13 protein-coding genes and 1 tRNA gene are annotated in these 12,379 nt (G+C 42.8%); 8 read left to right on the top strand and 6 right to left on the bottom strand.

Annotation, left to right across the window (positions count from 1 at the left end; genetic code table 11):
- Nucleotides 1-284: 284 nt before the first annotated feature.
- Genes cysQ through cysG form a run of 6 tightly spaced genes read right to left on the bottom strand, consistent with a single transcriptional unit; the run spans nt 285 to nt 7,246 of the window.
- The gene (gene cysQ, locus AABI99_RS10960; RefSeq protein WP_338365796.1) at nt 285-1,055 is read right to left on the bottom strand and encodes a 3'(2'),5'-bisphosphate nucleotidase CysQ; all 771 of its coding nucleotides are present in this window, start codon (nt 1,053-1,055) and stop codon (nt 285-287) included.
- 5 nt (nt 1,056-1,060) lie between these two features.
- Nucleotides 1,061-1,657: an adenylyl-sulfate kinase gene (gene cysC / locus AABI99_RS10955; protein ID WP_338365795.1), complete on the bottom strand. Its 597-nt coding sequence runs from the start codon at nt 1,655-1,657 to the stop codon at nt 1,061-1,063.
- A 33-nt stretch (nt 1,658-1,690) separates the two neighbouring features.
- Nucleotides 1,691-3,415: an SLC13 family permease gene (locus AABI99_RS10950; RefSeq protein WP_338365794.1), complete on the bottom strand. Its 1,725-nt coding sequence runs from the start codon at nt 3,413-3,415 to the stop codon at nt 1,691-1,693.
- Between the two features lie 31 nt (nt 3,416-3,446).
- Nucleotides 3,447-4,871 (bottom strand): sulfate adenylyltransferase subunit CysN, encoded by a 1,425-nt coding sequence (gene cysN, locus AABI99_RS10945; RefSeq protein ID WP_338365793.1) that lies wholly within the window; start codon nt 4,869-4,871, stop codon nt 3,447-3,449.
- Nucleotides 4,871-5,770, bottom strand: coding sequence for a sulfate adenylyltransferase subunit CysD (gene cysD, locus AABI99_RS10940; RefSeq protein ID WP_338365792.1), 900 nt, complete (start codon nt 5,768-5,770; stop codon nt 4,871-4,873). Before cysD ends, cysN begins: the two co-directional genes overlap by 1 nt.
- 48 nt (nt 5,771-5,818) lie before the next feature.
- Nucleotides 5,819-7,246, bottom strand: coding sequence for a siroheme synthase CysG (gene cysG / locus AABI99_RS10935; protein WP_338365791.1), 1,428 nt, complete (start codon nt 7,244-7,246; stop codon nt 5,819-5,821).
- Nucleotides 7,247-7,526: 280 nt separating this feature from the next.
- Here cysG and deoC point away from each other — a divergent pair, with 280 nt between their 5' ends.
- The 8 genes from deoC (at nt 7,527) to rplL (ending at nt 12,174) form a co-directional block, all read left to right on the top strand.
- The gene (gene deoC / locus AABI99_RS10930) at nt 7,527-8,270 is read left to right on the top strand and encodes a deoxyribose-phosphate aldolase (RefSeq protein WP_338365790.1); all 744 of its coding nucleotides are present in this window, start codon (nt 7,527-7,529) and stop codon (nt 8,268-8,270) included.
- 149 nt (nt 8,271-8,419) lie between these two features.
- Nucleotides 8,420-8,496: transfer RNA gene (locus tag AABI99_RS10925), tRNA-Trp, on the top strand.
- A gap of 132 nt (nt 8,497-8,628) precedes the next feature.
- Complete coding sequence (gene secE / locus AABI99_RS10920) at nt 8,629-9,006, top strand: preprotein translocase subunit SecE (protein ID WP_338365789.1); 378 nt, start codon at nt 8,629-8,631, stop codon at nt 9,004-9,006.
- A 4-nt stretch (nt 9,007-9,010) separates the two neighbouring features.
- Nucleotides 9,011-9,568, top strand: coding sequence for a transcription termination/antitermination protein NusG (nusG, locus tag AABI99_RS10915; RefSeq protein WP_338365788.1), 558 nt, complete (start codon nt 9,011-9,013; stop codon nt 9,566-9,568).
- Nucleotides 9,569-9,781: 213 nt separating this feature from the next.
- On the top strand, nt 9,782-10,210 hold the full coding sequence (rplK, locus tag AABI99_RS10910; RefSeq protein ID WP_338365786.1) for a 50S ribosomal protein L11: 429 nt from the start codon (nt 9,782-9,784) through the stop codon (nt 10,208-10,210).
- Between the two features lie 3 nt (nt 10,211-10,213).
- Nucleotides 10,214-10,918 carry a 50S ribosomal protein L1 gene (gene rplA, locus AABI99_RS10905; RefSeq protein WP_338365784.1) on the top strand — a complete coding sequence of 235 codons (705 nt, stop codon included), beginning with the start codon at nt 10,214-10,216 and terminating at the stop codon, nt 10,916-10,918.
- Nucleotides 10,919-11,240: 322 nt separating this feature from the next.
- Nucleotides 11,241-11,735, top strand: a complete 495-nt coding sequence (gene rplJ / locus AABI99_RS10900; protein WP_338365783.1) for a 50S ribosomal protein L10 — start codon at nt 11,241-11,243, stop codon at nt 11,733-11,735.
- Nucleotides 11,736-11,811: 76 nt separating this feature from the next.
- The gene (gene rplL / locus AABI99_RS10895; RefSeq protein WP_338365782.1) at nt 11,812-12,174 is read left to right on the top strand and encodes a 50S ribosomal protein L7/L12; all 363 of its coding nucleotides are present in this window, start codon (nt 11,812-11,814) and stop codon (nt 12,172-12,174) included.
- The last annotated feature ends 205 nt before the right edge of the window (nt 12,175-12,379 follow it).

The raw sequence follows: 12,379 nt of genomic DNA, 5'->3' as shown, positions 1-12,379 counted from the left end.
GGCACTGATATGTGGAGTGTTGACTAACTATGGGATATCAGTAAATTGTATTGGAAAGTAAAGCAGTTAAAAGAGACCTCCAATGCATGGCATTTTTTATTCCATGGTTAGGTTTCGTTGTACATAACCCAACCTACAGTGAAAATTTCTCCCGAGCTGCTCGCAACGCTAAGCCCGCAGCCCATAAACTCAATATTCGTTGGGTTTCGTTCCACTCAACCCAACCTACGGTGTTTAGGTTTACACCGAGCTGCTCGTGGCTAACAGCTCGAAGCTCTTAGCTTTTATCCTTCCACCGCACTCACTACAAAATACGGATTCAAATACTCATCTTTAGTGTTATATAAAAGCGGGCTGCCATCGAGCTTAGTGACTTTGGCACCCGCTATTTCGGCTATTGCATGGCCAGCACCCGTATCCCATTCGCAGGTTGGGCCTAAGCGCGGGTAAATATCGGCACTGCCTTCAGCCACTAAACATAATTTTAGTGAGCTGCCTTTTGACACCATTTCAACCTCGTCAAAGCGTTTTACAAACTCGGCTAAATCAGGTGATGGGTGCGAGCGGCTGCCAACTACGCGGATTAACCCTTTGTTAGGTTTGGTGGTTACTTTAAGCTCTATTCGTTCATCGCCTTTGTCTTTAAACGCGCCAATGGCTTCTGCAGCAAGGTACGATACGCCAAGCGCAGGCGCATCAACGACAGCAAGTACAGGTTTACCGTTTTCGATAAGCGCTATGTTTACGGTAAATTCGTCGTTCTTTTTTATAAACTCTTTCGTGCCGTCGATGGGGTCTACTAACCAGTAGCTTTTCCATGTTTGACGAATATCCCAGCTTATATCAGCGCTTTCTTCGCTAAGTATCGGTGTGTCGGGGGTGAGCTGCTTTAACCCTGCCACAATCACTTTATGAGCTGCTAAGTCGGCGTCGGTTACTGGGCTTTCATCGGCTTTGTATTCAACGTTAAAGTCCTTTTCGTAAATCCCCATTATGGCTTGGCCTGCTTTGCGGGCAAGGATGAGGGTTTCTTCTAGTAGCTCGGTTTGGTTCATTGGGGTTAACCTATAATATGCTTTTGTTTTAGATACGTTATCAGTTGAGTAACCGATTGGTCTAGGGTGTTTTTACTGGTATCTAAAATTATTTCTGGGTTGTTGGGTACCTCGTAGCTTGAGTCGATACCAGTAAAGTGTTTTATCTCGCCTGCGCGGGCTTTTTTGTATAAGCCTTTAGGGTCGCGGCTTTCACATACATCAAGCGGGGTATCTATAAATACTTCAATAAACTCGCCGTCGTCTACCAAGTTACGCACCATGTCGCGCTCTGCTCTAAATGGTGAAATAAACGCGGTAAGTACTAATAAGCCTGCATCGGTCATGAGTTTTGCAGTTTCGCCAACGCGGCGTATGTTTTCAATACGATCTTCGTCGCTAAAGCCTAAGTCTTTACATAGGCCGTGGCGTACGTTGTCGCCGTCAAGGAGGTAGGTGTGCGCGCCTTGTTGGTTAAGCGCTGCTTCTAGTGCGTTGGCTACAGTGCTTTTGCCAGATCCTGAAAAACCGGTAAACCATAAAATGGCCGGTTTATGCTTTTTTTGCTCACTACGCTGTGACTTGGTGATTGCGTAGTTATGCCAAACAATATTTTCATCCATAGTGGTGAGTCTCTTGTACTTTAAGCGCCCGTATTAAAACGGAAATACGAGCGGGATCAAGGTTAATACCGTGATTGAATAAATAATGGAAAGGGGCAAGCCCATTGTTATGTAATCTTTTAAGCGGTAGTTACCCGCACTATAAACCATAAGGTTAGTTTGATACCCAAATGGCGATATAAAACTGGCCGATGCACCAAACGCTACCGCCATAATAAACGGCAGGGGATCGACATTAAAGCCCACTGCTAGCGAGTAAGCCACAGGAAATGAAAGTGCGGCTGCGGCATTATTAGTAATAAGCTCAGTAAATAATACGGTCATTAAAAATATGGCGATAAACGCACCGTATGGGCCAAAATCACCCAGTACTATAAACAAGGCGCTTGATATTTGCCCGGCAAGCCCGGTTTCTATCATTAATTTAGCAAGGCCTATGGCACTGCCTACAACAGCAAGTAGCTCAATGGGAAAGCGGCGTTTTACTTCGCTCAGTTTAACTGTACCGCTAAGCATTAACCCTATTAGTAATACTAGAAGGCCTTTTACTAAAGGGACTATACCTACAATACTTAGCCCTAATACAGCGGCAAAGCCTGCTAATACAATATTAGATTGCTTAGGTTTTAGGTGTGTTTGTAAGTCAAACCCCGATATATACACAAATTCGCGGTTTAAATTAGGTAAAGAGTAAAAGCTTTTGCCTGGGGCGAGTATTAAAGAGTCGCCGGCTTGTAATTGCACTTGCCCAAGGCCGCCTTGTAGGCGGTCATGCCCGCGGCGAATAGCAATAACCGCGGCATGAAACTGCTCTCTGAAGCGCGCTTCTTTTACGGTTTTGCCAATAAACTTAGACGACTGGCTTACAACCACTTCTACTAAGTGTTCTATGTCTTTTTCGTGGTTGTCGTGTACTACTTTTAGGCCATCAAAACGCCTAAGTAGTGGTACCGATTTAATATCGCCTACAAACAGCAGTACATCGTTTTGTCTAATAATTTGCTGAGGTGTTACTGCGTATATGCGCTCATCGCCGCGAATAATTTCGGCGAGGAATAAATCTTTTAAATCGCGTAGGCCGTTTTCTTCTACGGTACGGCCTATGAGTTTAGAGCCAGCTTGTACCTTACCCTCTAAATAAAAAGGAATAACTTCTTGCGCGTTTTTGCCATTGTCGGGCAGGTATTTGAGCATTACTAAAATAGTAATGAGGCCAACGCTTAATGCGCCAATACCCACTAAGGTAAAATCAAAAAAGCCTAGCGGTTCCATGCCCGCATCTACCGCAAAACCGTTTACTATTAAATTGGTTGAAGTACCAATAAGTGTAAGGGTACCACCTAATATAGCGGTGTACGAAAGCGGTAACAGTAGTTTTGAAGGTGAATGTGTTGGGTTGTCTTTTATAGCAGTAATAAGTGACGCCACCACCGCAGTATTGTTAGTAAACGACGATAAAAAGGCGGTTGATATTCCCAGCTTTGTTACCGATTTTACTAAGCTTCCTTTAGATAGTGATTGCGATAGTTTTTGGATTAGCGTGGTTTTTTCAATTGCAATTGAAACCAGTACTAATAACACAAGAGTAATGAGTGACGGGTTTGCGTAATTTACTAGCATGCTTTCAAGGTCTATAAGCCCAGTTAAATAACTAGTCCCAATAGCACTTACAAATAACCATGCTGGATTAATGCGGGTGCCAAAAAGGCACCCGACTAAGGTAAGCATAATGCCTGTTAAAACCAGCTGCTCTACCATGCTTTTATATTCCTAACAGACATTTTTATACTTACAGTTTTGAAATATCAAGCGCTTGCCAGTGTGGGAAGTGCTTGCGTACTAAGCTATTAAACTCAATTTCAAAGTCGCTGAAATCGCTTTTTTGTTTTTCGCTTTTTAATACTTGCTCAATCATACCTGCTGCAACCGTTAAGTTAGATAAACGGTCGATAAGGATAAATGAACCTGTTTCGTGGTTGTTGTTATACTCGTCAGCTAATATTGTCTCGCTTAGTTCAAGCGTGACAATAGCAATTTCGTTTAGCTGCAGTGAGTCGGCAGAGCCGTGCTCTAGAGTGTTAACATCAATGGTGTGATCAATCTTTTTAACCACAGCTGATGTGTTTTTACTACCTAGTTTAATGTTGTAGCTTTTACCTAGCACCAGTGGCTCTTCGTGCATCCACACAAGTTTTGCCTGTATAAGGTTAGTGACAGTAGCTGTTGAGCTTGCAGGTACTATTACATCACCGCGGCTAATATCAATTTCGCTATTTAGGGTAACGGTAATTGCTTGGCCGGATTCAGCATGATCTAGGTTGCCATTAAAGGTTACTATTTCTTTAATGTTTGATGTTTTACCCGACGGTAATACTTTTACTGCATCACCTACGTGCAACTTACCTGATGCCAACGTGCCCTGAAAACCACGGAAGTTTAAGTTAGGGCGCACTACGTATTGCACTGGTAAGCGTGCTTCAAAACCAGTATCGGTTTCGGCCGCTGGTGAGTCTTCTAAAAGCTCAAGCAGTGGTTTGTCGGTGTAATAAGGCGTGTGCGCAGAGCGTGTTACTACGTTGTCGCCTTTCAGCGCCGACATAGGCACAAACTTAATATTTGTTACGTTAAGTTGCTCAGCAAATTTAAGGTAGTCGGCTTTAATTTTTTCATAAACGGTTTCGTCAAAATCAACGATATCCATTTTATTAATCGCTACTACAAACTGTTTAATACCTAGCGAGTCACAAATAAAGCTATGACGCTTAGTTTGTACTTGTACACCATAGCGAGCATCAACCAAAATAATGGCTACATCGCTGGTTGATGCGCCTGTTACCATGTTGCGTGTGTATTGCTCGTGCCCTGGGGTGTCGGCAATAATGAATTTACGCTTAGCGGTTGAAAAATAACGGTACGCTACGTCAATAGTAATGCCTTGCTCGCGCTCAGCTTGTAGGCCATCTACGAGTAGCGCTAAGTCGAGCTCTTCGCCTGCGTTACCTACTTTTTCGTTATCTTTATGAAGCGCAGCTAGCTGATCTTCATAAATTTGGTGGCTGTCGTGCAAAAGGCGGCCAATCAGTGTTGATTTACCGTCGTCTACGCTGCCACAAGTAAGCATTCGCAATAAGCTTTTATCTTGTTGGCGTGCTAGGTAGGCGTCTATGCCAATTTCTTTTACTTCGTTAATGGTGTCGTTAGTATTGGTAGACATTAGAAATACCCCTCACGTTTTTTCTTCTCCATTGAGCCTGCTGAGTCGTGATCGATGACACGGCCTTCACGTTCAGATGACGTAGATAGCAGCATTTCTTCAATAATTTCGGTTAGGTTACTGGCTGTTGATTCAACTGCACCGGTAAGTGGGTAACAGCCTAAAGTACGAAAACGTACCGATTTCATTTGCGGTACTTCACCTTCATTAAGTGGCATGCGCTCATCGTCAACCATTATTAGGGTGCCATCGCGCTCTACTACTGGGCGCTCTTTTGCTAAATAAAGCGGAACCATTTCGATGTTTTCTTGGTAAATGTATTGCCAAATATCAAGCTCAGTCCAGTTAGAAAGTGGGAATACACGAATGCTTTCACCTGGGTTAACTTGGCTGTTGTAAGTATTCCAAAGCTCAGGGCGTTGGTTTTTAGGGTCCCAGCGGTGGTGTTTATCGCGGAACGAGTAAACACGCTCTTTAGCACGAGACTTTTCTTCATCGCGGCGTGCACCACCAAAGGCAGCATCAAAACCGTATTTATCAAGTGCTTGCTTTAAGCCTTGGGTTTTCATTATGTCGGTATGCTTGCCTGAACCATGGGTAAACGGGCTGATGTTCATGGCCAAACCTTCTGGGTTTTTATGAACAATTAAGTCAAAACCGTATTCTTTGGCTAGACGGTCGCGAAACTCAATCATTTCACGAAACTTCCAGTTGGTGTCTACGTGTAATAGCGGAAACGGAATTTTTGCAGGGTAAAATGCTTTACGCGCTAAGTGCAAAAGTACCGACGAGTCTTTACCAATTGAGTAAAGCATTACTGGGTTCTCAAACTCAGCGGCGACTTCGCGCATGATTTTGATACTTTCAGCTTCAAGTTGCTGAAGGTGAGTTAAAGCCATTGTTAGTCGTCCTACTAAAATGATTAAAAGTGAATAAGTAAAATATAATTATGTATTTGCTACGCCGGTTAGCGGCTGTGCAAAGCTACTGGTTTGCTCGTTTTGGCCAAACCATGCCAGCTGTGAGTGCAGGGCGGCTACTTCGCCAATAATAAGTAATGCTGGCGATACAACACTGTTGCGCTCTATTAAATCTGCAAGCTCACCTAATTGGCCGGTCACTACACGTTGGTTTTTGCGTGTCCCATTTTCGATTACGGCAACAGGGGTTGTTGCGCTGCGGCCATGCTTTAACAGCTCAGCCTGTATATGTGGCGATTTAATAACGCCCATATAAATAGCTAAAGTTTGATGCGCTTTAGCAAGCGATTGCCAATCAAGCTCTTGGCCATCTTTTTTACAATGCCCAGTAACAAATTGGATGGCTTGTGCGTGGTCGCGGTGAGTAAGCGGAATACCCGCATACGCGCTACAGCCAGCAGCGGCAGTTATACCAGGCACTATTTGATAATTAACGTTATTGGCAGCCAGTACTTGTACTTCTTCACCACCACGGCCGTATATAAATGGGTCGCCACCTTTAATGCGGCATACTTTTTTGCCTTGCTTGGCAAAATCAACCAACATTTGGTTAGTGTCTTCTTGAGCCACACTATGATCGCCCAAACGCTTGCCTACACATACTAAGTCAGCGTCTCGGCGTACCAATTCCATAATTTCATCAGATACTAAATAATCGTATACAACGACGTCAGCTTGCTGCATTAACTGCAGTGCTTTAAGTGTTAAAAGTTCAGGGTCGCCAGGGCCTGCACCTACTATATATACTTCGCCTTCTGGCTCTGCTTTGGCATCAAGCATCTGCTCTAACTGCGCTTGTGCCGCATCGGTATTACCGGTTTGTACTTTGCTCACGACTGATGAATCAAACACGCCTTCCCAAAACTGGCGGCGATCAGCAAAGTGTTTAAAGCGCTGTTTTACTTTATCTCTAAAGCTGCCAACTAAAGTAGCCAGTGGGCCAATGTGTTGTGGAATTAACGTTTCGAGCTTTTCACGTAAACGGCGTGCTAGCACAGGCGCAGTGCCAGCGCTTGATATAGCAATGGTTATTGGGTCGCGATCTACAATTGATGGAAATATAAACGTACATTTTGGTTGGTCATCAACCACATTTACAAACACATTGCGTGCGTTTGCCAGCTCAAATACCGTGTTGTTTACTTCGTCTAAGTCTGTGGCTGCTATAACTAGCATTTTGCCATTAAGGTGCGACTCATCAAAATAGGCATCAATAAGCGTTACTTCATTGTTTTGCGCATGCTCTTTTAATTCATCACAAAACCAAGGTGCCACTAAGGTTACATTTGCGCGGGCTTTTAAAAACGCGCGACATTTACGTAATGCGACCTCTCCACCGCCAACAACCAGCACGGGTTTGTTGTCGAGTTTGGTAAAGATAGGTAAATACTGCACGTGGTTAACACCTCTAAATAAAATCCAAAATAAAACGCTATTGAGCAAGTGGCAGAATATAGCGCTCACTGGTAAGTAAAAAATAATTAAAACCAAGTTTATATAACCAAAAGTTATAATGAGTGGTCTTTTTAGGCCTAAGACTTAGTTAATAAGGCTTTGCAAGCAATTACAAGTAAAACAAGTAGCTTATAGTGTTTGGTTATGAGCTATAGCGAGATGACGATAATTTGTTACTATGGCTGCACCAATATTTATTGTTTTAATAAATGGATTACTTATGACTGAACAACTCAACGATGCGCATTTAGCTGTTTCGCTAATGGACCTAACCAGCTTAAATACAGCGGATACTTCAAACGATATTCAGCAGCTTATAACTAGCATAAACCCACAATTGGGCACACCGGCTGCGGTATGTGTTTACAGCGATTTTGTAGATGATGCAAAAATAGCATTAGCGGCACGTGAGCTTAACCATGTAAAAGTGGCAACGGTTACAAACTTTCCCAGTGGTGATGCGCCACTGAGCGATGTGATAAACGAAACGCTAATAGCTATTGAGCGCGGCGCGGATGAAATAGATTTAGTTATACCCTATAAAGCACTTATTACCGGTGAGGACTCTAAAGTGCTTGAGTATGTAACTCAAAGTAAAAAAGCCTGCGGTACAAAAGCTCAGTTAAAAGTAATTATAGAAAGTGGCGAGCTTAAAACTAAAGAGTTAATAACCAAAGCAACTAACTTAGCAATTCAAGGCGGAGCCGACTTTGTAAAAACTAGCACAGGTAAAGTAGCTGTAAATGCAACGCTTGAAGCCACAAACGTGATGCTTAAGACTATTAAAAAATCGGGTAAAGTAGTTGGCTTTAAAGCCGCTGGCGGTGTTAAAACTGTTAGTGATGCAAAAGAATATTTAGCACTAACACGCTCAATAATGGGCGATGATTACTTGCAGGCCGCTACATTTAGGTTTGGCGCATCAAGCTTACTTAGTGATGTGTATAAAGTATTAGAAAAATAACCATTAAATTAAGCACAACGCCTTTATATAAGAGAGTAAATGATTGGCAGGCGAAACAATAATGGAATTAATTAATTAGATTTTCCTATGTGGGTATCTTTTAGGCTTGTGTTAATAATTTGCGTAAGTATAATAGGCATCCACTTTGCAGGGGCGTAGTTCCAATTGGTAGAACAGCGGTCTCCAAAACCGACGGTTGGGAGTTCGAATCTCTCCGCCCCTGCCAATTTTACTCATGAGTTGAGTAAGTCTGGGGTTAAAAATCGGTTTAAATAAGTCTGTTTTTAAGTTTAGATTTTAATGGATTAACCCTGCCGTTGTGTAGGGTTGTTGTGTCTGTAGTTAAGGTAATAATATTATGAGCACGAATGTAGAAACCCCATCAAGTGCGATGGAGTCAGTAAAGTGGTTAGTAGCAATCGCGCTACTTGCAGGCGCAGTTGTTGGTAATCATATGTTTGCAGATCAGTCTGTATTACTACGTGCAATTGGCGTTGTGGTTGCTATAGCGGTAGGTTTAGGCATTGCCTCTCAAACCGCTAAAGGTCGTGACTTTTTAGCCTTTGCTAAAGAAGCACGCATTGAAGTACGTAAAGTTGTTTGGCCAACGCGTCAAGAAACTACCCACACGACATTAATCGTAATGGTTGCAACAGTGATTATGGCGCTTATCCTTTGGGGATTAGATGGCATTTTATTCCGCGCTGTAGGCTTTTTAACTGGATTGGAGATCTGATCCCATGTCGGATGAGAACAAAGAAATTAAATTACGCTGGTACGTTGTACAAGCATTCTCTGGTTACGAAAAGCGTGTAGCGCAAACGTTATCAGAGCACATTAAAATCGAAGGCCTTGAAGAGAGCTTTGGTGAAATACTAGTACCAACAGAAGAAGTTGTTGAGATGCGCGCAGGTCAAAAGCGTAAATCTGAGCGCAAGTTCTTTCCAGGTTACGTACTAGTACAAATGGATATGAATGACGCAAGCTGGCACTTAGTGAACAGCACTGAACGTGTAATGGGCTTCATTGGTGGTACTTCTGACCGTCCTGCGCCTATCAGCTCTAAAGAAGCAGACCGTATTCTTAACCGTCTTCAAGAAAATGCAGAAGCACCTAAACCAGCAACATTATTTGAGCCAGGTGAAGTGGTTCGCGTTACTGATGGTCCATTTGCTGACTTTAGTGGTGTTGTAGAAGAAGTTGACTACGAAAAGAGCCGCGTGAAAGTGTCGGTACTTATTTTTGGTCGTTCTACACCTGTTGAGCTTGAATTTGGTCAAGTTGAACAAGATAAGTAATTGATTAAAAAAGCTTCGCCATTATTTACTTAAATTTTGGCACGGAGCTTGAAAAAGGCCGCTGATTAACTTATAATCAGCGGCCTTTTTGTATTAAGGTAAAAATTTATTTTTGCCAACAAAAAGCACGAAACCAATTTTTAAACTGGGAAGCCGTTAGAGTACGCGTCCTCGCGCGCACAAGGCTAAGACCCACCAAATGAGGTATTTATAATGGCTAAAAAAGTTGAAGCTTTAATTAAGCTACAAGTTGCCGCTGGTATGGCTAATCCTAGTCCTCCAGTAGGTCCTGCACTAGGTCAACACGGTGTAAACATCATGGAATTCTGTAAAGCGTTTAACGCGCGTACAGAATCTATCGAAAAAGGCGCTCCAGTTCCTGTAGTGATCTCTGTTTACGGTGACCGTTCATTTACGTTCGACATGAAAACGCCACCTGCTGCTTACTTACTTAAGAAAGCTGCTGGTATCAAATCAGGCTCAGGCCGTCCTAACACTGAAAAAGTAGGCACAGTAACTCGTGCTCAACTTGAAGAGATTGTTGAGACAAAACGAGCTGACCTTACAGCGGCTGATTTAGACGCTGCGGTTCGCACTATCGCAGGTTCTGCGCGTGCGATGGGCTTGAACGTAGAGGACTAAGAAATGGCTAAATTAACTAAACGTATGCGTACTATCCGCGAAAAAGTGGACGTAACTAAAGATTACGAAATCAATGAAGCAGTTGCTCTTTTAAAAGAATTAGCAACAGCTAAATTTGTAGAAAGTGTTGACGTTGCTGTTAACCTTGGTATTGACGCTCGTAAATCTGACCAAAACGTTCGTGGTGCAACTGTACTACCTAACGGTACTGGCCGTGACGTTCGTGTTGCTGTATTCACACAAGGCGCTAATGCAGAAGCTGCAAAAGAAGCTGGTGCTGAATTAGTAGGCATGGAAGATCTTGCTGAACTAGTTAAGAAAGGCGAGATGGAATTTGACGTTGTTGTTGCATCACCAGACGCTATGCGTGTTGTTGGTCAACTAGGTCAAATCTTAGGTCCACGTGGTCTTATGCCTAACCCTAAAACTGGTACTGTAACACCTAACGTTGCAGAAGCAGTTAAAAACGCAAAAGCAGGTCAAGTACGTTACCGTAATGACAAAAATGGTATCATCCATACGACTATCGGTAAGGTTGATTTCACTGCTGAGCAACTTCAACAAAACCTTGAAGCTCTAGTTGTTGCGCTTAAGAAGGCTAAACCTTCTCAAGCTAAAGGTGTTTACGTTAAGAAAGTAACCATCTCTACTACTATGGGCGCAGGTGTTGCTGTTGACCAAAACACGTTAAGCACTTCTATAGCTTAATAAGTGTTTACATGGCGTGAAATTTGTACTATAATTTTGCGCCATTTTGTTGAATAATTTATTATTTAACAAGTAAAGAATTCGGGTTGAAGTCCATAATTTCGCTAAGCGCTTGCGCGATGCGATAAATTGGACTTCCGTCCAAGACCGTAGGCGGCTTCGGCCTTAATATTACCTACGTAGACGGTGTGAATCCCCAGATAGATTTTCCTAATCTCTTCTGGCTCTCGCCGTAAAAAGCATCTCTATCAATTTTTTTGATAGGGAAGAGTAAAACAGGGAAGCCGAGTGTCGGTGACCCATTAAACCAGGAGTAACACCCATGGCTTTAAATCTTCAAGGCAAAAAAGCAATTGTTGCTGAAGTCAACGAAGCAGCCAATGGTGCTCTTTCTGCAGTTGTTGCAGATTCTCGTGGTGTAACAGTAGGCGCAATTACAGCCCTTCGTAAAGAAGCTCGTGAAGCTGGTGTATGGATGAAAGTTGTTCGTAACACGCTAGCAAAACGTGCTGTTGAAGGTACTGATTTTGAATGTCTATCTGATTCGTTAGTTGGCCCAAGCTTAATCGCTTTCTCATCAGAGCACCCAGGTGCTGCTGCGCGTATCTTCTCAGAATTCGCGAAAAAGAATGAGAAATTCGAAGTTAAAACGGCCGCTTTTGAAGGCAATGTTGTAGATGCATCAATGCTTGCTACATTACCTACATACGACGAAGCTGTTGCACGCTTAATGAGCGCTATGAAAGAAGCGTCTGCTGGCAAATTGTGTAAAACAATTGAAGCAGTACGTGTACAGAAAGAAGAGCAAGCTGCTTAATTTTAAGCTTTTTTATCTTACTTTCGGTGTAAAATTTATTTGGACCTAGAGTCCGTTAATTATTAGGAAATTTGTAATGTCTGTAACTAAAGACCAAATCCTTGACGCAATTGCTGAAATGTCAGTAATGGACGTTGTTGCTCTTGTTGAAGCAATGGAAGAAAAATTCGGCGTAACTGCTGCAGCTGCTATGGTAGCAGGTCCTGCTGCTGAAGCTGCTGAAGAGAAAACTGAATTTGACGTAATCCTTACTGGCGCTGGCGCTAACAAGGTTGCGGCAATCAAAGCTGTACGTGGCGCAACTGGTCTTGGCCTTAAAGAAGCTAAAGCACTTGTTGAAGCTGCTCCTGCACCTATCAAAGAAGGTGTATCTAAAGAAGAAGCTGAAGCACTTCAGAAAGAACTTACTGAAGCTGGTGCTGAAGTTGAGGTTAAGTAATCTAGCTCACGCTAGGTTCGCTGCCTGAGTAATCAGGCAAGGGCTGGTGATTATTTAATCACCGGCCTTTTTGCGCTATAGAGTTATGTATTCCTATAACGTAAATAAAATCTGATTTTTCCTTTTCTTTCAACGCTTTATAGTTTGCTAGTGTTGGTAAGGCAAAGTTAAATTAGAACAACAATCAAATGTTGTAAATCTTGGC

The sequence above is a fragment of the uncultured Pseudoalteromonas sp. genome, assembly GCF_963922945.1.
Classification (GTDB): Bacteria; Pseudomonadota; Gammaproteobacteria; order Enterobacterales; family Alteromonadaceae; genus Pseudoalteromonas.
This window is presented reverse-complemented; position numbering and strand designations above follow the sequence as displayed.

Coding starts and splice junctions, on each gene's coding strand:
- cysQ (WP_338365796.1), bottom strand. CDS start 1,055: ATGAACCAAACCGAGCTACTAGAAGAAACCCTCATCCTTGCCCGCAAA.
- cysC (WP_338365795.1), bottom strand. CDS start 1,657: ATGGATGAAAATATTGTTTGGCATAACTACGCAATCACCAAGTCACAG.
- AABI99_RS10950 (WP_338365794.1), bottom strand. CDS start 3,415: ATGGTAGAGCAGCTGGTTTTAACAGGCATTATGCTTACCTTAGTCGGG.
- cysN (WP_338365793.1), bottom strand. CDS start 4,871: ATGTCTACCAATACTAACGACACCATTAACGAAGTAAAAGAAATTGGC.
- cysD (WP_338365792.1), bottom strand. CDS start 5,770: ATGGCTTTAACTCACCTTCAGCAACTTGAAGCTGAAAGTATCAAAATC.
- deoC (WP_338365790.1), top strand. CDS start 7,527: ATGACTGAACAACTCAACGATGCGCATTTAGCTGTTTCGCTAATGGAC.
- secE (WP_338365789.1), top strand. CDS start 8,629: ATGAGCACGAATGTAGAAACCCCATCAAGTGCGATGGAGTCAGTAAAG.
- nusG (WP_338365788.1), top strand. CDS start 9,011: ATGTCGGATGAGAACAAAGAAATTAAATTACGCTGGTACGTTGTACAA.
- rplK (WP_338365786.1), top strand. CDS start 9,782: ATGGCTAAAAAAGTTGAAGCTTTAATTAAGCTACAAGTTGCCGCTGGT.
- rplA (WP_338365784.1), top strand. CDS start 10,214: ATGGCTAAATTAACTAAACGTATGCGTACTATCCGCGAAAAAGTGGAC.
- rplJ (WP_338365783.1), top strand. CDS start 11,241: ATGGCTTTAAATCTTCAAGGCAAAAAAGCAATTGTTGCTGAAGTCAAC.
- rplL (WP_338365782.1), top strand. CDS start 11,812: ATGTCTGTAACTAAAGACCAAATCCTTGACGCAATTGCTGAAATGTCA.